At 70.8% G+C, this 22,481-nt stretch carries 22 protein-coding genes; 13 read left to right on the top strand and 9 right to left on the bottom strand.

Translation table 11 applies throughout. The features are described from left to right. Positions 1-6 precede the first annotated feature (6 nt). A complete protein-coding gene (locus OG289_RS31280) occupies positions 7-618 on the bottom strand; it encodes an antibiotic biosynthesis monooxygenase (RefSeq protein ID WP_327317390.1) in 612 nt (203 codons plus the stop codon). 184 nt (positions 619-802) lie between these two features. On the opposite strand from OG289_RS31280, the gene OG289_RS31285 reads away from it, so the two are divergent. Next, on the top strand, positions 803-1,582 hold the full coding sequence (locus tag OG289_RS31285) for a DUF3050 domain-containing protein (RefSeq protein ID WP_327317391.1): 780 nt from the start codon (positions 803-805) through the stop codon (positions 1,580-1,582). Here OG289_RS31285 and OG289_RS31290 read toward each other — a convergent pair. After that, complete coding sequence (locus tag OG289_RS31290; RefSeq protein ID WP_327320856.1) at positions 1,563-2,480, bottom strand: hypothetical protein; 918 nt, start codon at positions 2,478-2,480, stop codon at positions 1,563-1,565. The genes OG289_RS31285 and OG289_RS31290 overlap by 20 nt on opposite strands. 137 nt (positions 2,481-2,617) lie before the next feature. On the opposite strand from OG289_RS31290, the gene OG289_RS31295 reads away from it, so the two are divergent. From OG289_RS31295 to OG289_RS31315, 5 genes are all read left to right on the top strand, one after another. Beyond that, positions 2,618-3,007: a hypothetical protein gene (locus OG289_RS31295; protein ID WP_327317392.1), complete on the top strand. Its 390-nt coding sequence runs from the start codon at positions 2,618-2,620 to the stop codon at positions 3,005-3,007. A gap of 50 nt (positions 3,008-3,057) precedes the next feature. Then, positions 3,058-4,248: a glutathionylspermidine synthase family protein gene (locus OG289_RS31300; protein ID WP_327317393.1), complete on the top strand. Its 1,191-nt coding sequence runs from the start codon at positions 3,058-3,060 to the stop codon at positions 4,246-4,248. Positions 4,249-4,631: 383 nt separating this feature from the next. Continuing rightward, positions 4,632-6,083: a glycine hydroxymethyltransferase gene (locus OG289_RS31305; RefSeq protein ID WP_327317394.1), complete on the top strand. Its 1,452-nt coding sequence runs from the start codon at positions 4,632-4,634 to the stop codon at positions 6,081-6,083. Between the two features lie 121 nt (positions 6,084-6,204). Then, positions 6,205-7,218: a tryptophan--tRNA ligase gene (gene trpS, locus OG289_RS31310; protein WP_327317395.1), complete on the top strand. Its 1,014-nt coding sequence runs from the start codon at positions 6,205-6,207 to the stop codon at positions 7,216-7,218. A 177-nt stretch (positions 7,219-7,395) separates the two neighbouring features. Next, entirely contained in the window at positions 7,396-7,974 is a 579-nt protein-coding gene (locus OG289_RS31315) for a 2'-5' RNA ligase family protein (RefSeq protein ID WP_327317396.1), read from the top strand. Positions 7,975-8,002: 28 nt separating this feature from the next. Here OG289_RS31315 and OG289_RS31320 read toward each other — a convergent pair whose 3' ends face one another. Beyond that, a complete protein-coding gene (locus OG289_RS31320; RefSeq protein WP_327320857.1) occupies positions 8,003-8,758 on the bottom strand; it encodes a decaprenylphospho-beta-D-erythro-pentofuranosid-2-ulose 2-reductase in 756 nt (251 codons plus the stop codon). 131 nt (positions 8,759-8,889) lie between these two features. On the opposite strand from OG289_RS31320, the gene OG289_RS31325 reads away from it, so the two are divergent. Beyond that, on the top strand, positions 8,890-9,807 hold the full coding sequence (locus tag OG289_RS31325) for a YihY/virulence factor BrkB family protein (protein ID WP_327317397.1): 918 nt from the start codon (positions 8,890-8,892) through the stop codon (positions 9,805-9,807). Here the strand turns inward: OG289_RS31325 and OG289_RS31330 are convergent. Next, complete coding sequence (locus OG289_RS31330; RefSeq protein ID WP_327317398.1) at positions 9,761-11,122, bottom strand: D-alanyl-D-alanine carboxypeptidase family protein; 1,362 nt, start codon at positions 11,120-11,122, stop codon at positions 9,761-9,763. The genes OG289_RS31325 and OG289_RS31330 overlap by 47 nt on opposite strands. 91 nt (positions 11,123-11,213) lie before the next feature. Between OG289_RS31330 and OG289_RS31335 the strand changes: the two genes are divergently transcribed. The 3 genes from OG289_RS31335 to OG289_RS31345 all read left to right on the top strand — a co-directional run bounded on the left by OG289_RS31335 (position 11,214) and on the right by OG289_RS31345 (position 14,938). Beyond that, entirely contained in the window at positions 11,214-11,453 is a 240-nt protein-coding gene (locus tag OG289_RS31335) for an SCO4848 family membrane protein (protein ID WP_327317399.1), read from the top strand. Beyond that, entirely contained in the window at positions 11,450-13,156 is a 1,707-nt protein-coding gene (locus tag OG289_RS31340; protein ID WP_327317400.1) for a metallophosphoesterase, read from the top strand. The genes OG289_RS31335 and OG289_RS31340 overlap by 4 nt, the downstream gene beginning before the upstream one ends. A gap of 243 nt (positions 13,157-13,399) precedes the next feature. Next, positions 13,400-14,938 carry an ABC transporter substrate-binding protein gene (locus OG289_RS31345; RefSeq protein ID WP_327317401.1) on the top strand — a complete coding sequence of 513 codons (1,539 nt, stop codon included), beginning with the start codon at positions 13,400-13,402 and terminating at the stop codon, positions 14,936-14,938. Between the two features lie 50 nt (positions 14,939-14,988). Here the strand turns inward: OG289_RS31345 and OG289_RS31350 are convergent, their stop codons facing one another. Both OG289_RS31350 and OG289_RS31355 read right to left on the bottom strand, forming a co-directional pair. Then, positions 14,989-16,434 carry a sensor histidine kinase gene (locus OG289_RS31350; RefSeq protein WP_327317402.1) on the bottom strand — a complete coding sequence of 482 codons (1,446 nt, stop codon included), beginning with the start codon at positions 16,432-16,434 and terminating at the stop codon, positions 14,989-14,991. Next, positions 16,431-17,120, bottom strand: coding sequence for a response regulator transcription factor (locus tag OG289_RS31355; RefSeq protein WP_327317403.1), 690 nt, complete (start codon positions 17,118-17,120; stop codon positions 16,431-16,433). The genes OG289_RS31350 and OG289_RS31355 overlap by 4 nt, the downstream gene beginning before the upstream one ends. Positions 17,121-17,287: 167 nt before the next feature. Between OG289_RS31355 and OG289_RS31360 the strand changes: the two genes are divergently transcribed. Beyond that, positions 17,288-19,699 carry an MMPL family transporter gene (locus tag OG289_RS31360; protein WP_327320858.1) on the top strand — a complete coding sequence of 804 codons (2,412 nt, stop codon included), beginning with the start codon at positions 17,288-17,290 and terminating at the stop codon, positions 19,697-19,699. A gap of 20 nt (positions 19,700-19,719) precedes the next feature. Here the strand turns inward: OG289_RS31360 and OG289_RS31365 are convergent, their stop codons facing one another. The 3 genes from OG289_RS31365 to OG289_RS31375 are packed head-to-tail and all read right to left on the bottom strand — an operon-like array spanning position 19,720 to position 21,525. Next, a complete protein-coding gene (locus OG289_RS31365; protein WP_327317404.1) occupies positions 19,720-20,547 on the bottom strand; it encodes a TetR/AcrR family transcriptional regulator in 828 nt (275 codons plus the stop codon). Positions 20,548-20,557: 10 nt separating this feature from the next. Continuing rightward, a complete protein-coding gene (locus OG289_RS31370) occupies positions 20,558-21,103 on the bottom strand; it encodes a thiol-disulfide oxidoreductase DCC family protein (protein WP_327317405.1) in 546 nt (181 codons plus the stop codon). Positions 21,104-21,108: 5 nt separating this feature from the next. Then, positions 21,109-21,525: a hypothetical protein gene (locus OG289_RS31375; protein ID WP_327317406.1), complete on the bottom strand. Its 417-nt coding sequence runs from the start codon at positions 21,523-21,525 to the stop codon at positions 21,109-21,111. 225 nt (positions 21,526-21,750) lie between these two features. Here OG289_RS31375 and OG289_RS31380 point away from each other — a divergent pair, with 225 nt between their 5' ends. Together OG289_RS31380 and OG289_RS31385 are read left to right on the top strand one after the other, a co-directional pair. Continuing rightward, positions 21,751-21,987 (top strand): hypothetical protein, encoded by a 237-nt coding sequence (locus OG289_RS31380; RefSeq protein ID WP_327317407.1) that lies wholly within the window; start codon positions 21,751-21,753, stop codon positions 21,985-21,987. 53 nt (positions 21,988-22,040) lie between these two features. Then, positions 22,041-22,481: an SMI1/KNR4 family protein gene (locus OG289_RS31385; RefSeq protein WP_327317408.1), complete on the top strand. Its 441-nt coding sequence runs from the start codon at positions 22,041-22,043 to the stop codon at positions 22,479-22,481.

The raw sequence follows: 22,481 nt of genomic DNA on the forward strand, positions 1-22,481 counted from the left end.
TCGGGGCTACGCGGTCCGTTTATGCCGTCCGCGGAGCGCCTGGAGCGGTGGATACAGCCATTTCTTGAAGAAACGCTGAAGGCGGGGCATGAGAATCCACGTGACGAGGGCTGTCACACACAGGCAGAGCAGCAGTGTGCGAATGAACGGATTGAGGCCGCCGAGATAAGGAAGTGCGATCACGTTGAAGAGGAGCACCGGCGGGAAAACCGCGCTCATGTTCACGAACCACAACTTCCATTTGGACGGCGGGGCCGGCGCCTTCGGGGTGGCGGTCTGGGAGTCGAACCACACCTTGGACCCGCGCACGCTCTTGCGGTCCGTCTGCACGGCGATCCCGGCGACCCGGGCGTCCCACTGCATGCGGGCGCTCGAGTCCTCCCAGGCCCGGGCCGTTCCTTCGCTGGCGAAGCGATAGACGACATGCCACTCCGCCTCTCCGTCGACTAGCACGCCACCCCCGAGGAAGCCGGGCTGCTGCGCACTCGCGCCCAGCATGGCCCACCCCCAGGAGTGAAAGTCGGCCTCACGGCCCGGCGTCACGCGATAAGCCGAGGTGACGGTGACGGGATTACTGGTCACGGTGTCGAGTACGGAGCGGAAGGCCGCAGCGTTCACACATCCTTCAAACTTTTACTACCGTCCCCGACTGTCCGAAACGTAACTCTTCATGGGTCTTTCGGCGAGCTTGCCATCTTCTGTCGAGCGGTACTGCGGGTAACCCTTTTCGGAATTCCCGGAAGCGCTTGCCGGTAAGTCGGGAGAAGTGCACGATCGAGTTCCCGAACCGAAGGAGATGTCCATGTCCAGGTACGACTGGAATCTGACCCACGAGGGAATTGAACGGGCCCGTTCCGCGATCGAACCCGCTCGGAAAGAGGTGACCGCCCACCCCATTTACCAGCGGGTGAGCACCCGGGAAAACATGGCGACGTTCATGGCGCACCACGTGTTCGCCGTCTGGGACTTCATGTCCCTGCTCAAGTCGCTCCAGCGGGACCTCACCTGCGTCGACGTCCCCTGGGTGCCGCGCGGCTCGGAGGTCGGCCGGCGGCTCATCAACGACATCGTCCTCGTCGAGGAGAGCGACGAGCTGAACGGCGGCTTCACCAGCCACTTCGAGCTGTACCGCGCGGGCATGGACGAGGCGGGCGCCGCCACGGCCCGGATCGACACCTTCATCGCGCTGGTCGGCGAGGGCCACGACGTGCCGTCGGCGCTGCGGGTCGCCCAGGTCCCGGCCCCCGCCGCCGAGTTCGTGCGCACGACCTTCGACATCATCGCCGACCGGCCCCTGCACTGCCGGGCCGCCGCCTTCGCCTTCTCCCGGGAGGACCTCATCCCGGACATGTTCGACCAGGTGATCAAGAAGGAGGGCACCGACCGGTTCCCGCTCTTCTGCGACTACCTCGCCCGCCACATCGAGGTCGACGGCGAGGAGCACACCCCCATGGCCATGCAGATGGTGGCCGACCTGTGCGGCACCGACGACACCCGCTGGCAGGAGGCCGTCGAGACGGCGACCCTCGCACTGGGGGCACGGTCCCGTCTGTGGGACGGCATCACCGCGGCGCTGGTCTGACCGGTGCCTCCGGTGCCTCCGGTGCCTCCGGTGCCTCCGGTGTCTCCGGGGCCGGCACCGGTTCCGGCGCCTCCCCGAACCGGGCCAGCGCCAACGCCCCCGCCACGGCGACCGCGAACCCCAGCACGGCCAGCCAGCCGAGCCCCTCCCGGGTACGGTCCCCCAGCCACACCACCCCCACCAGCGCCGGACCGATCGTCTCTCCGATCACTATCCCGGCCGTGGCCGTCGTCACCGACCCCCGCTGCAACGCCGACGTCAGCAACAGGAACGCGGCCCCACCGCCCAGCAGCAGGGCGTACGTCGCCGGGTTGGCGAGCAGGTCCCAGGGTGCGAGCGAGTCGATCAGCCGCACCGCCACCTCCACCACCCCGAACCCGCACCCGGCGCCCAGCCCCAGTACCAGCGCCCGCCCCCGCCCGGTGAGCCGTCCGCCGACCAGGCCCAGCAGCAGCACCCCGCCCGCCGCACCGAGCATCGCCCACGGCAACGCCTCAGGACCGCTCTCCTGGCCCTCCGTCCCCGAGGCCAGCCCCAGCATCGCCAGCCCCGCGCACACCACCCCCACGGCCAGCCACTCCATCCGGCTCAGCCGCACCCGCAGCAGCCGCGCCGCGACCACCGCCGTCACCGCCAGGCTGGACGCGAGGGCCGCACCGACGGCATAGATCGGCACCGACCGCAGCGCGGCGATCTGGAACAGGAACCCGACCCCGTCCAGCCCCAGCCCCGCCAGATACCGCCACTGCCGCACCGCCCGCAGCAACAGCGCCGCGTCCCCGCCGCCTCCACCACCCCCGCCCCGTCCGTCGCTGCCGTCGACGGCGGCGCGCGCCGCCATCGCCTGCAACACCGTCGCCGTACCGAAGCAGACCGCCGCGCCGAGGGCGCACACCATTCCAAAGAGCACGAAAGGACTGTAGGGGAGCGGCCGATGGGCGGGCCGCCCGCGGGCCCCATTCGACCGGTGTCTAGGCTGACGGCCGGAAATCGCCGTGGGGCGATGCGACAACGGGGACACGGGGAGACGGGAACATGGCGGACACGCGTCGAAAACTGCGCTCGGGCACGGTCGTACTCGGAGGCATGGGACTGCTCGCGGCGGCCCTCACCGCCTGCTCCTCCGACCCCGACAAGCGCTGCGTCGACCGCGACAGCTACAACCTCACCAAGGGCTACAAGGTCGTCGCCGACAAGAACTGCAAGTCCACCAGTTCCGGCAAGACCACCAAGGTCTCCGCCGACGGCGCCTGGTACTACGGCGGCAAGAAGAAGGGCTCCTGGGTCGACGGCGGCTCCTTCACCAAGCCGGGCAAGGGGTCGAGCGGCTCGACCAGCAGCAGTGGAGGCAGCAGCGGTGTCAGCCGCGGCGGCTTCGGCAGCGACAGCGACAGCGGCAGCCACAAGGGCAGCTCCGGCGGCTGAGCGGTCGGGCGAACCGAGCGGCCGAACAGGACACGAGGACACCGGCACCCATGCGACGTCACACCATCGAACCCCGCCCCGACTGGCAGCGGACGGTCGAGGAGCAGGGCCTCGTCTACCCCCTCACCCGCCACCCCGACGGGCGCCTGCGCCCGTACTGGGACGAGAGCGCGTACTACGAGTTCACCCTCGACGAGGTCGAGGCGCTCGAGGAGACGGTCGAGGAACTCCACGAGATGTGCCTGGCGGCGGCCGCCCACATGGTCGAGTCCGACCGCCTCGCCGACCTCGGCATCACCGACCCGCGCGTCGCGGCGGCCGTCACCGAGGCCTGGCACCGGCGCGCCGAACTGCCGTCCGTCTACGGCCGTTTCGACCTCCGCTACGACGCCACCGGCCCGGCGAAGCTCCTGGAGTACAACGCCGACACCCCCACCTCCCTCGTGGAGGCGGCCTCCCCCCAGTGGTTCTGGATGGAGGAGCGCTTCCCCGGCGCCGACCAGTGGAACTCCCTCCACGAACGCCTGGTCGCCGCCTGGAAGAAACAGGCCGCCCTCCTCCCGCCCGGCAGCCCGCTCCACTTCGCGCACTCCTCGGCCGACGAACTCGGCGAGGACCTCATGACGGTCGCCTACCTCAAGGAGACCGCCGAGCAGGCCGGTCTGGACACCGACTGGATCTCCATGGAGGAGATCGGCTGGGACCCCCTGTCCGGCCGTTTCGTCGACCGTCGACTCGGCTTCATCCGCAGTTGCTTCAAGCTCTACCCCTGGGAGTGGCTGACCACCGACCGCTTCGCCGGGCACGTCCTCGACACCCTCGACAACGGCGGCGGCACCGGCACGACGATGTGGATCGAGCCGGCCTGGAAGATGCTGCTCAGCAACAAGGCACTCCTGGCCGTCCTGTGGGAGCTGTACCCCGGCCACCCCAACCTCCTCCCCGCCTACCTCGACGGCCCCCGCGAACTGGCGGCCACGACCGGCTACGTCGCCAAGCCCCTGCTGGGCCGCGAGGGCGCCGGCGTCACGGTCCACGAAGCGGGCACCGAGCCCGTCGTCCCGCGCACCGACGAACCCTGCTGCTACCAGCAGTTGGCGCCCCTGCCCGCCTTCGACGGCAACCATGTCGTCCTCGGCGCCTGGGTGGTGGAGGACGAGTCGGCCGGCCTCGGCATCCGCGAATCCTCCGGCCTGATCACGGACGAGTACGCCCGCTTCCTGCCCCACGTGATCCTCTAGAGGACCCGGACGCCCCGAGCCCAGGAGTCCTGCGGCCCGGGAGTCCGCCGTCGCTCGCATGGTGGACTCGGGGCCCTGCCCCTGTGACGTGCCCGCTAGGGTGGTGAGCAGGCCGTGACTGGCGCGCTGGGCCCGGTCGTCACATTCCCGTCGTCCGCCCGAAGGGCGGGCTCCGCGGCGTCCGGTGCGTGCGATCGCAAGGCACCGGAGCGCTCTCGTGGCGGAGCCACGTGGGTGATTGCGGGCGGGAATGTGACGACCGGGCCCGAGGATGGGACGGACCATCGGGGAGCGGCCTGTGAGCAGTACGAGTGCCGTGCGCCTGGGCCGAACCGTGACACCGTGACCGCTTTCCAGCACCACGCCACCCGGAGGCCGACGACATGTCCGAGCAGCAGCCCCTCTCCACCGAGTCCACGGCCTTCCGCGCCGCCCTCGACGTGATCCGCGCCGTCGAGCCGCGCGTCGCCGACGCCATCGGCCAGGAGCTCCACGACCAGCGAGAGATGCTCAAGCTGATCGCCTCCGAGAACTACGCCTCCCCGGCCACCCTCCTCGCGATGGGCAACTGGTTCAGCGACAAGTACGCCGAGGGCACCGTCGGCCGCCGCTTCTACGCCGGCTGCCGCAACGTCGACACCGTCGAGTCCCTCGCCGCCGAGCACGCCCGCGAGCTCTTCGGCGCCCGCCACGCCTACGTCCAGCCGCACTCCGGCATCGACGCCAACCTGGTCGCCTTCTGGGCCGTCCTCGCCGACCGGGTCGAGGCCCCCTTCCTGGAGAAGACCGGCGCCCGCCAGGTCAACGACCTCTCCGAGGCCGACTGGGCCGAGCTGCGCCAGGCCTTCGGCAACCAGCGCATGCTCGGCATGTCCCTGGACGCCGGCGGCCACCTCACCCACGGCTTCCGCCCGAACATCTCCGGCAAGATGTTCGACCAGCGTTCCTACGGCACCGACCCGGCGACCGGCCTGATCGACTACGAGGCCCTGCGCGCCTCGGCCCGCGACTTCAAGCCGCTGATCATCGTCGCCGGCTACTCGGCGTACCCCCGTCTGGTGAACTTCCGGATCATGCGGGAGATCGCCGACGAGGTCGGCGCGACCCTGATGGTCGACATGGCGCACTTCGCGGGCCTGGTCGCCGGCAAGGTCCTGACCGGCGACTTCGACCCGGTCCCGCACGCCCAGATCGTGACGACCACCACCCACAAGTCCCTGCGCGGCCCCCGCGGCGGCATGGTCCTGTGCGACGACTCCCTCAAGGACCAGGTCGACCGCGGCTGCCCGATGGTCCTCGGCGGCCCCCTCCCGCACGTCATGGCCGCCAAGGCCGTCGCCCTCGCCGAGGCCCGGCAGCCGTCCTTCCAGGACTACGCCCAGCGCATCGTCGACAACTCCCGCGCGCTGGCCGAGGGCCTGATGCGGCGCGGCGCGACCCTCGTCACCGGCGGCACGGACAACCACCTGAACCTGATCGACGTCGCCTCCTCCTACGGCCTCACCGGCCGCCAGGCCGAGGCCGCCCTGCTCGACTCGGGCATCGTCACCAACCGCAACGCCATCCCCGCCGACCCGAACGGCGCCTGGTACACCTCCGGCATCCGCATCGGCACCCCCGCCCTGACCACGCGTGGCCTGGGCACGGCCGAGATGGACGAGGTGGCGGCCCTGATCGACCGGGTCCTCACCAGCACCGAGCCGGGCACGACGAAGTCGGGCGCCCCGTCCAAGGCCTCCCACGTCCTGGACGAGAAGATCGCCGACGAGATCTCCCGCCGCGCGACGGACCTGGTCGCGGGCTTCCCCCTCTACCCCGAAATCAACCTCGGCTGAGCCGACCCAGGGGCGCGGGGCCGCATCTGTTCGCGGCTCCGCCGCGGGGCACGAGCGGCCCCCACCGGCCCGCGGTTCCCCACGACCCGGACCACCCGAGCTCTCTGAGACAATATTGAGCATGGCCTCTGACCGACCCCGCGTGCTCTCCGGAATCCAGCCCACCGCAGGCTCGTTCCACCTCGGCAACTACCTCGGCGCCGTCCGCCAGTGGGTGGCCCTGCAGGAGTCCCACGACGCGTTCTACATGGTCGTCGACCTGCACGCGATCACGGTCCCGCAGGATCCGAAGGAGCTCAGCGCGAACACGCGGCTGGCGGCCGCCCAGCTCCTCGCGGCCGGCCTCGACCCGGACCGCTGCACGCTCTTCGTCCAGAGCCACGTCCCCGAGCACGCGCAGCTCGCCTGGGTCATGAACTGCCTCACCGGTTTCGGCGAGGCGTCCCGTATGACGCAGTTCAAGGACAAGTCCACCAGGCACGGCGCCGACCGCGCCTCCGTGGGCCTGTTCACCTACCCGATCCTGCAGGTCGCGGACATCCTGCTGTACCAGGCCGACCAGGTGCCGGTCGGCGAGGACCAGCGCCAGCACGTCGAGCTCACCCGGGACCTCGCCGAGCGCTTCAACGGCCGCTACGGCGAGACGTTCACGATCCCGAAGCCGTACATCCTGAAGGAGACGGGCAAGATCTACGACCTCCAGGACCCGTCGATCAAGATGAGCAAGTCGGCGTCCACGCCGAAGGGCCTCATCAACCTGCTCGACGACCCGAAGGTCACCGCCAAGAAGGTCAGGAGCGCGGTCACGGACACCGACACGGTGATCCGCTACGACCCCGAGAACAAGCCGGGCGTGAGCAACCTGCTCAACATCTACTCGACGCTCACCGGCACGAGCGTCCCCGAGCTGGAGCAGAGTTACGAGGGCAAGCTCTACGGCGCGCTCAAGACGGACCTCGCCGAGGTCGTCGTCGAGTTCGTGACGCCGTTCCGGGACCGCACGCAGCAGTACCTGGACGACCACGAGACGCTCGACTCGATCCTCGCCAAGGGCGCCGAGAAGGCGCGTGCCGTCGCCGCGGAGACGCTCTCCCAGACGTACGAGCGGATCGGCTTCCTGCCCGCGAAGCACTGAGCGGCGCTCGGAAGCATCCGGGGCGCACCGCACACACGTTCCTCTGGGCAGAGCGCTGCACATCACTTTCCCTGCGCCTGCCCAGAGCACAGCCGTGGCCGTACAGTCGATAGCCGTACGACTGAGTACCAACCCGGCACCACACCCCGCCATGACGACATGACGACAGGAGAAGACGTGGGGACCGTAACGATCGGCGTGTCGATCGCGGTCCCGGAGCCTCACGGCAGCCTGCTCCAGGAGCGGCGCACGGGCTTCGGCGACGCCGCGGCTCACGGCATCCCCACCCACATCACGCTGCTGCCGCCGACCGAGGTCGAGGCGGGCGCGCTCGCGGTGGTCGACGCGCACCTCACCGCGGTCGCCGGGGCCGGCCGTCCCTTCCCGATGCGACTGTCCGGAACGGGCACCTTCCGACCCCTGTCGCCGGTGGTCTACGTGAAGGTCGTCGAGGGCGCCGAGGTCTGCGCCTGGCTCCAGCAGCGGGTCCGTGACGCCTCGGGGCCGCTCACCCGCGAGCTCCAGTTCCCCTACCACCCGCACGTCACCGTCGCGCACGGCATCGACGAGGCGGCGATGGACCGGGCTTTCGAGGAGCTCGCCCACTACGAGGCCGAGTGGTCCTGCACCGGCTTCTCCCTGCACCAGCAGGGCCTCGACGGCGTCTGGCGCAAACTGCGCGAGTACCCCTTCGGCGGCGCGGTCGTCCCCCCGCAGGCCGCCCACGCCGACCGCAACTCGCTGCCCACGTACTAGCCGACGCGCGCGCCGGGCAGAGCCCGGCCTAGACCGGCAGCCGCCGGAACAGTGTCCGCGGCGCGTGCCGCAGGGCCGACATCACCAGTCGCAGCACCCCCGGCACCCACACCGCCTCCGACCGCCGCCGCAGCCCCAGTTCGACGGCCGTCGCGACCGCCCCCGGGGTGGTCGTCAGAGGCGGCTCCGCCCGCCCGGCGGTCGCCTTCGTCCGCACGAAACCGGGGCGGACGACCATGACGTGGACGCCCGTGCCGTGCAGCGCGTCGCCCAGCCCCTGGGCGAAGGTGTCGAGGCCCGCCTTGCTGGAGCCGTAGATGAAGTCCGAGCGGCGGGCCCGCTCGCCGGCGACCGAGGAGAGGACGACCAGGGAGCCGTGTCCCTGGGTCTGCAGGGCCCGTGCGGTGATCAGCCCCGCCGACACCGCGCCCGTGTAGTTGGTCTGCGCGACGCGCACCGCGGCCACCGGCTCGCGCTCGTCGGTCGCCTGGTCGCCGAGGACGCCGAAGGCGAGCAGCACCAGGTCGACGTCGCCCTCGGCGAACACCTTGCCGAGGACCGTCTCGTGCGACGCGGGGTCCAGCGCGTCGAAGGGCACGGTGTGGACGTCCGCCCCGAGGGTGCGCAGCTCGGCCGCGGCCGACTCCAGAGCGGGTGACGGCCGCCCGGCCAGCCACACCGTGCGGGTGCGGCGGGCGATCAGACGGCGAGCGGTGGCCAGCGCGATCTCTGACGTACCGCCGAGGACGAGCATGGACTGGGGCAGGCCGGAGGCGTCCTTCATGAGCATGGAGATGACCGTATCGCCCCGCTATGTCACGCCGGTCCCTTAACATTCGCCCGCTACCCGAAATGGGTGATCGTCTTTCGGGTACTCGCACATCGGTCGTCGACAACTGGGGCAGAGTTCCGAGCATGGACTGGCTGAAGAAGCTTCCCGGCATCGGGCCGTGGGTCACGCGCCTCATGGCCACGCACGCGTGGCGGTCGTACGAGCGCCTGGACCGGGTGAAGTGGACTCGGCTGGCGGCCGCGATGACGTTCGTCAGCTTCGTCGCGCTCTTCCCGCTGCTGACCGTGGCCGCCGCCGTCGCCGCCGCCACCCTGACCAAGTCCCAGCAGCAGGAACTCCAGGACAAGATCACCGAACAGGTCCCCGGGATATCCGACCAGCTGGACATCAACGGTCTCGTCCAGAACGCGGGCACCATCGGCCTCATCGCCGGCGCGGCCCTGTTGTTCACGGGCATCGGCTGGGTCGGTCAGATGCGGGACTGTCTGCGCGCGGTGTGGGAGCGGCCCGACGGCGACGAGAACCCCGTCCTGCGCAAGGCCAAGGACATGGGCGTCCTCGTCGGCTTCGGCGGCGCCGTGCTGCTCACCATCGCCATCTCCACCGTCGCCTCGGCGCTGGTCGGCCGGATCACCGATGGCCTCGGCATCGACAAGGAGGGCTGGGGCGGCATCCTGCTGCGCGTCGCCGCCTTCGCCATCGCCGTTCTCGCCGACTTCCTGCTCCTGCTGTACGTGCTCACCCTGCTGCCGGGCGTCGAACCGACCCGCCGCCGCCTCGTCGTGGCCGCGCTCATCGGCGCCGTCGGCTTCGAACTGCTGAAGCTGCTGCTGAGCGGCTACATGCAGGGCGTGGCCGCGAAGAGCATGTACGGCGCGTTCGGCGTGCCCATCGCCCTGCTGCTGTGGATCAACTTCACCTCGAAACTCGTCCTGTACTGCGCGGCCTGGACGGCGACCGGCACCGCCCCGGACAACCCGCAGGACATCGACGTCAGCGACGACGTCGTACCAGGTCCGGCAGCGGCCACCGGCGGTTGACGAGGAACGCGCCGCCCGCGAGCAGCACCAGCAGCCCGCCGGTGATCGCCAGCGCGATCCACATGCCGCCGGAGCCGTCCTCGGTCACCGCGCCCGCCACCGGCTTCGCCGACACGTTCCCGGCCCCGCCGGCCTGCCCGGAGTCAGGGGAGGAGGACGGGTTCGCGCCGGGCTGCGCGCTGGCCTGCGCGGCGTCCTTCGGCGCGACCAGCTCACCCACCGGCGTCACCTTGCCGGTCGCCTGGAAGCCCCAGTCGAAGAGCTTGGCGGTCTCCTTGTAGACCTCGTTGTGGTCGGTCTTCGCCGGGTTCATGACCGTCACCAGCAACACCTTGCCGCCGCGCTCCGCGACGCCGGTGAAGGTGGCGCCCGCGTTGGTGGTGTTGCCGTTCTTGACGCCCGCGATGCCCGGGTACTGCGAGATGTCGTAGTCGCCGGCGAGCAGCCGGTTGGTGTTCTGGATCTCGAAGGTCGAGCGGGTCGTCTTGCCCTTCTTCTTCGTCGTCGCGCCCGGGAACTTCGCCGAGACGGTCGAGCAGTACTCCCGGAAGTCCTTCTTCTGCAGACCCGAGCGGGCGAACAGGGTCAGGTCGTACGCCGAGGAGACCTGGCCGGAGGCGTCGTAGCCGTCGGGGGAGACGACGTGCGTGTCGAGGGCCTGGAGCTCCTCGGCATGCTCGTTCATCTCCTTCACCGTGTTGGGAACGCCGCCGTTCATCGCCGACAGCACGTGCACCGCGTCGTTGCCGGAGCGCAGGAAGACGCCGAGCCACAGGTCGTGGACCGTATACGTCTCGCCCTCCTTTATGCCGACCAGGCTGGAACCCGACCCCATGCCGGCCAGGTCCTTCGGCTCGACCTTGTGCACGGTGGTCTTCGGGAACCTCGGCAGCACGGTGTCGGCGAACAGCATCTTCATCGTGCTCGCCGGGGGCAGCCGCCAGTGCGCGTTGTGCGAGGCGAGCACGTCCCCCGACTCGGCGTCCGCGACGATCCACGACCGGGCGGTGAGGTCCTTGGGCAGCACCGGCGCGCCGCCCGCGATCGCCACCTGCGTCCCGGCCTGCCCGAGCCGCGTGCCGCCCACCGTCGACATGTTCGCCGGGGGAGTGGCCGACGGGGAGCCACTGGCCGACGGCGCGGGTGACTTGCCGGTCGACGGCGACGGTGTCGTCGACGGTGACGTACTGGGCGACGGTGTCGGTGAAGGACTCGGAGCCGCCGAAGAGACGGGCGCGGTCAGCGCGAGGGACGCGAGGGTCGCGGAGGTGACCAGCAGGGATCGCCTGAAGGTCTGCTTCATGGGTGCGGGCACGACGGAGAACGTACCCGGCACGCGACGGGAAGTCCCGCCACCCTCCCCACCCCGGTCACGGAACCGGACACCGGGCGGCGATACTGAACGCATGAAGCTCAGCCGCCCCGTCTCCTGGTTCCTGCTCGCCTTCGGGGTGTGGAGCTGGGTCATCTGGGTCACTTTCGTCAAAAACCTGGTCAAGGACAGCAGCGGGCTCGCCTTCGACGACGGCGACCCCACGGCGTACTTCTGGGTGCACCTGACGCTGGCTGTGGTCTCCTTCGTATTGGGGACGGTCGTCGGGGCCATCGGGTTGCGTGGTCTGCGCGCACTGCGTCGGACGTCATGACGACGCTGATCCTCTTCGCGCTGCTCGCGCTGACGGTGCTGGTCGCGGCCAACTGGTACCTGTGGCGCCGCCTGTTCCGCGACACGACCCGCGGCTCCGGCTGGGCGCGGCGCGGCGGCGCGGTGCTGGTCGCGGGCGGCTGGGTGCTGGCGATCGGCGCCCTGGTCGCCGAACGCGCCGGCGCCCCCTTCTGGCTCCAGCGCACCCTGGCATGGCCGGGCTTCCTGTGGCTGGCGCTGTCGATATACCTGCTGCTGGGGGTGCTCGTCGGCGACGCCGTACGGCCGCTGCTGCGCCGCTTCCTGGAGAAGCGGGCGCGCGCCGGGGCGCCTGCCGAGACGTCCGTCTCACACCCGCACCCGGAACCGCTCCCGATGGGAGCGCCCGCCCCCGGTCAGCCCGCGCCCGGTCAGCCGACTCTCGGTCAGCCTGCGGCCGGTCAGCCCGCGGCCGGTCAGCCGACTCCTGGTCAGCCTGCGGCCGGTCAGCCGACTCTCGGTCAGCCTGCGGCCGGTCAGCCGACTCCCGGTCAGTCCGCGGCCGGTCAGCCTGCGGCCGGTCAGCCGACTCCCGGTCAGTCCGCGGCCGGTCAGCCTGCGGCCGGTCAGCCGACTCCCGGTCAGCCCGCGCCTGGTCAGCCTGCGGCCGGTCAGCCTGCGGCCGGTCAGCCCGCCCCCGGTCAGCCGGAGTCCGAGCAGTCTGCACCCGGTCAGCCGGAGTCCTGGCAGTCTGCCCCCGAGCGGCCGGAGCCGGTCCCGGTGGGGGCGCCCGCGCCCGAGCAGCCTGCCGTCGGTCGGTCGACTGCCGGACGGCCCGCGCCCGAGCAGCCGGCGGGCAGGAAGCTCGGCGCAGGGGAGCCGGTGTCCGAGACTTCGGCACCCTCCCGCCGGCTCTTCGTCTCCCGTGTCCTGGCCGGCGCGGCGGCCGCGGCCGCCGTCGGGACCGTCGGCTACGGCACGTACGGCGTCCTGCGCGGCCCCCGGGTCAAGCGGGTCACCGTCCCCCTCGCCAAGCTCCCGCGCGCCGCCCACGGCTACCGGATCGCGGTCGTCAGCGACATCCACCTCGGACCGATCCTCGGCCGGGGCTTCGCGCAGCAGGTCGTCGACACGATCAACGCGACGCAGCCCGACCTGATCGCCGTCGTCGGCGACCTGGTCGACGGCAGCGTGAAGGACCTGGGCCCGGCCGCCGCCCCGCTCGCGCGGCTGAAGGCCCGTCACGGCAGCTTCTTCGTCACCGGCAACCACGAGTACTTCTCCGGCGCCGAACAGTGGGTCGAGGAGGTGCGGCGGCTCGGCCTGAACCCCCTGGAGAACGCCCGCACCGAACTCCCCTGGTTCGACCTGGCCGGCGTCAACGACATCGCCGGCGAGAGCGAGGGCCAGGGCCCCGACTTCACCCGGGCGCTCGGCGACCGGGACACCAGGCGTGCGTGCGTGCTCCTCGCCCACCAGCCGGTCCAGATCCACGACGCCGTCGACCACGGCGTCGACCTCCAGCTCTCCGGCCACACCCACGGCGGCCAGCTGTGGCCCGGCAACTTCATCGCGGCGGCGGCCAATCCGACCGTCGCCGGCCTGGAGCGCTACGGCGACACGCAGCTGTACGTGTCCCGGGGCGCGGGCGCCTGGGGCCCGCCCACCAGGGTGGGCGCCCCGTCGGACATCACCGTCGTCGAACTGGCCGCGGCACAGGCCTGACGGAAGCCGGGGGGAGAGTCCCGAGGGGGTGGACGGAGATGAGGGAGAACCTGTGGAGGAGCTGTGAAACCCGGCGGAAACACCGCGTCGGTAAGTTCTTTCTCATCTCGCCAGATTCCTCTTCCCCCACGCGAAACGCGTGTGATTAGGTGAGCCCGCCGCCAAGGGGAGTGGCACTTTTTTGTGGACTGGGCCCAGCTCGCGGGCCTGGGGAGGCAGGGCATCACCATGCGATCGGTTCGCATGCGGATACTCGTGACGCTGCTGGTTCTCGCGGTCGTCGGAGTGGGCGGCTGGCAGCTGCTGCCGTCGCAGGAGAACAACGCCGCCACCATCACGGTCGGCACGACGGACACCGTCACCTCGCTGGACCCGGCCGGCGCCTACGACGCCGGCTCCTGGGCACTGTTCAGCAACGTCTTCCAGTCGCTGCTGACGTACGAGCCGGGCGGCGTCTCGCCCGTGCCGGACGCGGCCAAGAGCTGTTCCTTCGCGAAGGGCAGTCTGGTCACGTACACGTGCGAGCTGCGCGACGACCTCACCTTCCCCGGCGGTGGCAAGGCGACGGCCGAGGACGTGAAGTTCTCCTTCGACCGGGTCAAGAAGATCAACTCGGATGTGGGTCCGGCGTCCCTGTTCTCCACCCTGAAATCGGTGGACGCCAAGGGCCTGACCGTGACCTTCCACCTGTCGGCGCCGGACGCCACGTTCCCGTTCAAGGTGGCCACCGGAGCCGGCTCGATCGTGGACCACACCCGCTACCCGGCGGACGCGCTGCGCACCGGCAACGATGTCGACGGCACCGGCCCGTACGAGCTGACGGGGTACACGAAGGCCAAGAAGGTCCTGCTGTCGCCCAACTCGCACTACAAGGGCGCGGTCTCCACCGGCTCGCCCGTCGAGCTGCGCTACTACTCCGACCCCGACGCCCTGGAGAAGGCGTGGAAGGCCAAGGAGGTCGAGGCCGCCACCCGGCAGCTGCCGCCCGCGGTCCTCGCCGCCCTCAACACCAGTGACCCCAACCAGCGCGTGACCGAGGCGGACAGCTCCGAGACCCGCAACCTGTACTTCGACACCCGCTCCGGCTCGCCGCTGCACGACGCGGACGTCCGCAAGGCGATGGCCTGGCTGATCGACCGTGAGCAGCTGGCGTCGACCGTGTACGACGGGACCGTCGAGCCGCTGTACTCGCTCGTCCCGACCGGCATCACCGGCCACACCACCTCCTTCTTCGACGCCTACCCGGACCAGAACTCCGAGAAGGCCCGCAAGCTCCTGGAGAAGGCAGGCGTCAGCATCCCGGTGAGCTTCACCTACGGCTACGGCCTGGGCAGCGGCGCCGCGGCCGACGAGGCCAAGGAGCTCAAGCGGCAGCTGGAGGCCGGCGGCCTGTTCAAGGTGAACGTCAAGGGTTACGAGTGGACCGACTTCCAGAAGCGGTGGGCCACCGGCAAGCTCGACGCGTACGCCGTCGGCTGGGTCGCCGACTACCCCGACCCGGACACCTTCGCGGCCCCGCTCGTCGGCACCGGCTCCACCATGAACACCGGCTACAGCAGCAAGGCCGTCGACAACTACATCGCCGACAGCCGGCAGTTCGCCGACCGCAGCCGGGGCGCCGACGACTTCCGTGACCTCCAGCAGGTCATCGCCGAGGACGTGCCGGTCATTCCGCTGTGGCAGCGCAAGGAGTACGTCGTCACCAGCGCGGACGTCGGCGGCGGCCAGTACCTGGCGGACGGCAACGGCGTGTTCCGCCTCTGGAAGCTCGACTGGATCTGAGTCGTCCCCCTCCCGGTGTGCGGGCTCGATCCCGCGCGCCGGGCATGTGCTCAGCCGCAGACCTCCGGTCGAGTCGGGAGTTCCACCGTCACTGCCAGGCCTTCGCCCGGTGCCGTCCGTACGTTCACCTCGCCGCCGTGTGCCTGGACGACGCCCTGCACGATCGCCAGGCCCAGCCCGCTGCCCGCGCCGCCGCCGGCGCGGAAGAAGCGGTCGAAGACGCGCGCCGCGTCCTCCGCGCCCAGCCCCGGGCCCTTGTCCTCGACCGACAGCCGCACCACCCCGTCCACGCGCTCCGCCCCCAGCCGCACCGGCACGTCGGCGGGCGTGTGCGTGCGCACGTTGGCCACGAGGTTGCCCAGCACCTGTCGCAGCCCCGACTCGTCGGCCCGTACCAGCAGCGCCCCGTCGGCCTCGACCGTGACCGGCCGTCCGGGCTGCTGCGCCCGCAGGTCCTGCGCCGCGTCCCGCACCAGACGGCTCACGTCCACGTTGCGCAGCCGCAGTTCGGGCCGCTGGTCGAGGCGGGCCAGCGTGAGCAGCTCGTCGACGAGCCGGCCCATGCGGTCCACCTCGCCGTTCATCCGGTCCCAGGCCCGCCGCCGCTCGTCCGGCTCGACCAGCATCCCCTGGTCGTACAGCTGGAGGTAGCCGCGGATCGCGGAGAGCGGGGTGCGCAGCTCGTGCGAGGCGTCGGCGACGAAGCGGCGCAGCTGGGCCGCGCTGCGCTCGCGCGTGCGGTACGCCGTCTCCACCTGATGGAGCATGGAGTTCAGGGCGAGCCGCAGCTGTTCCACCTCCTGGGTGGGGTGGTGGCTGGAGGGCACCCGCCGGGTCAGGTCCCCCTCGGCTATCGCCGACGACGTCTCCACCATGTCCTCCAGCGGCCGCATCCGCCGTCGCACGCTGAACAGGGTCAGACAGGCGAGCAGGGCCAGCAGCAGCGTGCCGACGGCGAGATCGAGCTTCAGGGCTTTCGCTATGCCCTTGTGGAGGGCGTCCGTCGAGGTCGCCAGCAGGATGTACGTGCCGTCGGAGAGCCGGGTGGCCGTCACCCGGTAGGCGGCGTCGTGCACGGTCACGTCGTGCGGGTCGGCGTCCCGCGTGAGCGCGCCCGGGTCGGCCACGGCGTCCGCGAGGCCGAGCTGGGCCTCGGTCGGCTTGATGCCGAAGAGGGGCAGGGCCTTGCCCTTGCCGTCCACGGCGGTGAAGACGGAGTCCGGCGCGGGCCGGTCGTCCGCGTAATCGGGCAGCAGCCGGTCGCGGACGAAGCCGAGGACGCTCAGCGAGTCGATCTGCCGCATGGTGAGCTGCGAACTCCCCAGGGACGACCGCGTCTTGGTCAGTTCGGAGTCGACCTGGTCCAGGAGGTAGTGCCGCATCGCCATGAGGCTGATGGCGGTGGCGGCGACGATGCCGAGCGCGAGCAGCCCCACGTTCGCCGCCGTCAGCTTGCCCCGCAGGGAGTGGATGCCGTGCCGGTGCACCCGCCTCATGCCAGCCCGTATCCCACGCCCCGCCGGGTGGTGATCACCGGTGGTCCCAGGCTGTCCAGCTTGCGCCGCAGATAGCTGATGTAGGTCTCGACGACCGTCGACTCCGGCGGGGTGTGCTCGTACTGCCAGACGTGCCGCAGAAGTTGCTCCTTGGGGACGATCCGGCCGCCGTTGCGGACCAGGAACCGCAGCAGCGCGTACTCGGTGGGGGTGAGCTCGACCGAGCGCCCCGCGCGGTGCACGCTGTACGTCGTCTCGTCCAGCTCCAGATCGCCGTAGCGCAGCGGCGGCCGCTGCGGCAGGACGTCGGCCGGCCGGGTGCGCCGCAGGACCGCCGTGATGCGGGCGATCACCACGTCGATGTCGAACGGCTTGGTGATGTAGTCGTCGCCGAAGCCGAGGGCGCCGACGATCTCCGCCGGCGCGTCCCGCGCGGTGAGGAACACCAGCGCCAGGTCCGGCCTGCGGGCGCGCAGCTCACGCCCCAGCGCCCGGCCGTCGCCGTCCGGCAGCATCACGTCCAGCAGGGCCACGTCCGGCCGGGTGCGGTCGGCGAGGGCGAGGGCCTCGCGGACGGTGCCCGCCGTCATGACCTCGAAGCGGTGGTAGCGCAGGGCGATGGCGAGGACGTCCGCGATGCTCGGTTCGTCCTCCACGACCAGCACGGTGCCGGAAGCCGTCGTCATGCCCCCAGTATCGACGGGCCCACCGACAATCCGGGCCGGTTCGCGCTTTGGAGTTCCTTGAGAGTCATGGCCATTGCATGTCCCCCGCGTGCGGCGCCGCCAATCCTGTTGCCCAGGACCTGGGGGGACCAACCGACTCTGAGTGAGGAGCTCGAATCGTGGCGGCATTGGCACGCTGGTGCTACCGGCATCGGCTGGTGGTCCTGTTGCTGTGGGTGGGGGCGCTGTTCGGCCTGGGATTCTCGGCCTCGACGGCGGGCACGGACTACGCAAACGTCTTCTCCCTCCCCGACACGGACTCCAAGAAGGCGTACGACCTTATGGAGAAGGCGTTCCCCGCGCGCGCGGGCGACACCGACACGGTCGTGTGGAAGGTCGACGACGGCTCGGTACGGGACCAGGACGTACGCTCCCGGATCCAGCCCGCGCTCGACGAGATGGCGAAGATGAAGGGCGTCGGCGAGGTCACGAGCCCCTACGCGGGCGGGGCGGGCCAGGTCAGCCGCGACGGGCGGATCGCCTACGCCCAGATCACCTTCACCGAGCAGGCGAACGCGGTCCCCAAGGAACTCGTCCAGGACGTGTCCGACACCGCCCAGGGCGCCGAACAGCGCGGCCTGGAGGTCGAGTTGGGCGGCCAGGCCATCCAGCGGGTGCAGGAACCGCCCACCGGCCTCGCCGAGATGGTCGGCCTCGCGGCGGCCGCGGTGGTCCTGTTCCTGGCCTTCGGCTCCCTCTTCGCGATGCTGCTGCCGCTCGCCGTGGCGATCTTCGGCGTCGGCATGGGCCTGTTCTCGACCCAGCTGCTGAGCCATGTCACCGACATCCCGGACCTGGCCCCGCTGCTCTCCTCCCTGATCGGCCTCGGCGTCGGCATCGACTACGCCCTGTTCATCGTCACCCGGCACCGCAAGGGCGTTCTGCGCGGCATGGACCCGGAGGAGTCGACGGTCACCGCCCTCAACACCTCCGGCCGGGCCGTGCTGTTCGCGGGCGGCACGGTGTGCATCGCGCTCGCCGGCATGCTGGTGACGAACCTGCGCTTCCTGGACGGCGTCGTCATCGGCACCTCCGTGACGGTGGTCCTGAGCGTCCTCGCCGCCACGACCCTGCTGCCCGCGCTGCTCGGCTTCCTCGGCGTGCGCGTGCTGAGCCGGCGGCAGCGCAAGCGGCTGGCCGCGACCGGCCCGGAGCCGGAGAAGGCGAGCGGCCCCGCGGCCCGCTGGTCGGAGAACGTGCAGCGCCGTCCCCGCAGGATCGCCGCGCTCGCGCTCGTCGTCATGGCCGTCCTCGCCCTCCCCGTGCTGTCGCTGCGCCTCGGCGCCACCGACCAGGGCAACGACGACGCCTCGACGACCACCAGGAAGGCCTACGACCTGCTCGCCGAGGGCTTCGGGCCGGGCTTCAACGGCCCCCTCCAGGTGGTCATGGACGGCGGCGACGCCACCGCGCTCGTCAAGGGCATCGAGGACACCCCCGGCGTCGCCCAGGTGGCCGCGCTGCCGCCCGCGCAGGGCGTCACGGTCATCCAGGTGGTCCCCACGACCTCCCCGCAGTCCGAGCAGACGGACACGCTGATCGACCGCCTGCGCGACGACGTCGTCCCGCAGGCCGGGGCGAAGGCGCACGTGGGCGGCGTCACGGCCGTCTCCAAGGACTTCGCCACGGTCACCGGCGACCGCCTGCCCCTGTTCATCGCCACCATCATCGGCCTGGGCTTCCTGCTCCTCATGGTCGCCTTCCGCTCCCTGGTGGTGCCGCTGACGGCCGGCGTGATGAACCTGATCGCGGCGGCGGCCTCCTTCGGCGTCCTCGTCGCCGTCTTCCAGTGGGGCTGGGGCCTGGAGCTGCTCGGGCTCGGCAAGGAGGGCCCGATCAACGCCTTCCTGCCGGTCATCATGCTGTCGCTGCTCTTCGGCCTGTCGATGGACTACCAGGTGTTCCTGGTCAGCCGGATGCACGAGGAGTGGGTGCACACGAAGGACAACGCGCGCGCCGTGCGCGTCGGCCTCGCGGAGACCAGCCGGGTCATCAACTCCGCGGCCCTGATCATGGTGTGCGTGTTCCTCGCGTTCGTCCTGAGCGGCGACTCGGGCGCGGCGATGGCGGGCGTCGGCCTCGCGGCGGCGGTCGCGCTGGACGCGTTCATCCTGCGCACGGCCCTCGTACCGGCCGCGATGCACCTTCTGGGCAACTCCAACTGGTGGCTGCCGGCGGGGCTGGAGAAGCGGCTGCCGCATCTGGCCGTCGAACCGAAGGAGGACGCACAGGAGATGACCACCGCGAACGGCAACGGTCCCGCCTCGGCCGTCCACGGCTTCGTACGGGACACGGCCGGCGACCCGGTCGAGGACGCCACGGTGACGCTCCTGACGAAGGGCGGACGCCAACTGGACCGCGTCACCTCCCTCGCCGACGGCTCCTACATCCTCTCGGCCCCGGCCCCGGGAACGTACCTCCTGGCGACGACGGCACCGTCCTACTCCTCCCGCGCCCGCCAGGTCACGATCGCGACGGACCCGCTGGTGTTCGACGTGGAGATCGCCGAGGGCGAGATGGACGTGGACGCGCCCAGGTGATCTGACGACCACCTGACGACCTACTCGGCGCTCTCGTCCTGCGGACCCGGCGAACTCTTCTTCCGGCCCTTCTTCGCCGGGTCCGGCAGGGCGTTGGTCATGCCGGGCAGGAAGTCCGTGAACAGGTCGTGCACCTCCAGGACGAGCGGCCGCAGCACCCGGAACCGGGCCAGCGCCACACCCCGCGCGGTGAGGCGCGCCCCCCGCCCGGCCAGCCGGTAGCTGCGCTCGCGCCCCTCCGTACGGTCGTAGATCCAGTACATGACGAGGCCCATCTGGGAGAGCCACATCAACTCGGGCAGCACCTCCCGCAGTTCCTCCGGCACCTTCGCCTTCGAGCCCGCGAGCACCTCCTTGTGGACGGCGATGGCCTCCACGCGCGCGTGCTCCGACTCGGCGGAGAAGGGGCTGAGCGGACTGTCCGGGTCGGCGGCGGTCTTGAAGAACTGCACCGCGAACTCGTGGTACGGCGTGGCGACGTCCAGCCAGGTCCGCAGCACGCCCGCCAGCCGCGCCTCCAGGCTGGTCTCCCGCGCCAGGATGCCCCGGACCGCCTCCCGGTGCTCGGCCGCGAGCCGGTCGTAGAAGCCCTGGATCAGGTGCTCCTTGCCCGCGAAGTAGTAGTACGCGTTGCCGACCGAGACCCCGGCCTCCTTGGCGATGGCCCGCATCGTCGTCTTGTCGTAGCCGCGCTCCTGGAACAGCCGCATCGCCGTCTCCAGGATCAGCGCACGGGTCTGCTCGGACTTGGACGTCGGAGCGGCCTCACGAGACTCGGTCGCGGGAGCGGCCTCGTGGGGATCGGTCGGGGAAGCGGCCTCGGCGGGACCGTCGTTGTTCGCGGGCACGGACAGGAGCCTAGCCAGTGGAGCAGGCGCCGTCGGCACAGGTGGGCGGGTTGTAGGCCCAGCCCTGATGCGGGTCGTACGACCATCCGTCGCCACGGCGGTAGACGCCCCCGCCCCAACCCGTGCCCTGCTCGTGCCCGTGGCGCCACTTGGCGGCGGCGAGCACGGCGGCCCGCGCGAGCTTCGCCCCGGCGGGAGTGCTCAGCCGGTGGGCGAGCGGGCGGTGCTCGCGCAGCGCCCACAGGGTGACGATCCAGGCGGCGGCGCCCCGGTAGACCTGCCCGGCGTCACCGACGACGGTGATCTCGTCGAGGGTGGCGCGGTGGTCGAGGGTGGGGAAGCGGGCGGCCGCCTCCGCCGACCCCGCCGGGACGAACTCGAGCGGCACCAGCTGCGTCTGCCCCCGCAGCCAGTCGCGCAGGAAGCCGCACAGGGAGCACTCGGCGTCGTAAAGGACGGTGAGCCGGCGAACCGGGACGCGCAGCACGTCCCGGCCGACGGCGGCCTGCGTGGCCTGCGTGGCCTGCGTGGCCTTTTCTGCCCCTTGGCCGGCCATGGTGCTCAGGCCCCGGCCGAGGGTGCGGCGGGCGCGGCCCAGCCCTGCGGGGCGACCGGCGGGAGCTGCTCCCGCTCCATGATCCCGCGCCGCCGGATCCGGTTGAGCACGTACACGTTGGCCAGGTGCATCGCGCCGAGCACCAGCAGCACCACGCCCAGCTTGGTCGACAGGGCCTCGAAGATGCCGCGCGTGTCCTCGATGGTGTCGTCGCCGCTGAGGTAGAGGGCGACGAAGCCGAGGTTGACGAGGTAGAAGCCGACCACCAGAAGGTGGTTGACGGCGTCGGCGAGCTTCTCGTTCCCCTGGAGCACGTCGGCGAGGAAGACCCGCCCGTTCCGGCTGAGCGTCCTGGCCACCCAGACGGTCAGCCCGATGCTGACGACCAGGTAGATGACGTAGGCGATGACCGTACGATCCATGTTCCCCACCTTTGTTGAACGCGTTCAAAACGCTGTCAGGGGTGACTGTAGCCCTGTTTTTGAACACGTTCAACCGGGATGGCGGGCGGACGGACGGGAGGGCTCGACCAGGGGGTCACTCGGCCGGAGGAGAGGCCGCGAAGTACGGAAGCTGCCGGCTCGCAGTCCTCGTCGGCCACCGATGTCTCAGCAACTCTTCGCGGACTCGCGAACAATCGACTCAGGGTGAGCGTCTGGGATGCCAACCCGCACATCCCTCCGCCCTTCGACAAGCGGTCCGCTCCCCTCCTGCCTGCCCCGCCGGAGGCGGACAGCGGGCGCGGGCTGTTCCTCGTCTGCCACTACGCCGAGACGTGGGGTGGCTATCCGCTCGGCGGCGACCTGTTCGGGCAGGGCGGCAAGCTGCTGTGGTGCGAGGTAGGCCCCTCGGCCAGCACCAGTAGGGTGCGGGTCGCCGCGTGATCGGATGGGGCTACGAGGGTTGAGCGGGGCGTGGATCTGTGAAGGATGGCCCTATGTGGATCGAGCTGATCTCCTCGCTCTCGGCGGATGTGGACCTTGCCACCCCCGGCTGTGAGCAGGAAATGCGGGCGGCTGAAGTCGTGTTGGGGCATCCTCTGCCTGCCGCGCTCAAGGAATTCTGGCGGGTTGTGGACGGCGCTCGCGACAAGTACGGGGCCGGCATCGTGGGCTCGGTCGGTGAAGTCGTGGACCGGAACCTCGAGTTCAGGAGCTCGGCCGACTTCCGGGGCCTCTACATGCCGTTCGATCCGCTGTTGCTGTTCGGGGAGAGCAGTGGCGGTGATCTGTTCGCCTTCGTCGTCAAGCCCGAGCGCCCGGACATCTTCGTCTGGGACCACGAGAGCGACAGCCGTCGCTGGGTGGCGAACAGCCTGGAGGACTACCTTCGGCGTCGGCTCGGCAGCGGTGATCCGGAGTGGTACGCCTCGTGGTGA

The organism is Streptomyces sp. NBC_01235, assembly GCF_035989285.1.
Classification (GTDB): Bacteria; Actinomycetota; Actinomycetes; order Streptomycetales; family Streptomycetaceae; genus Streptomyces.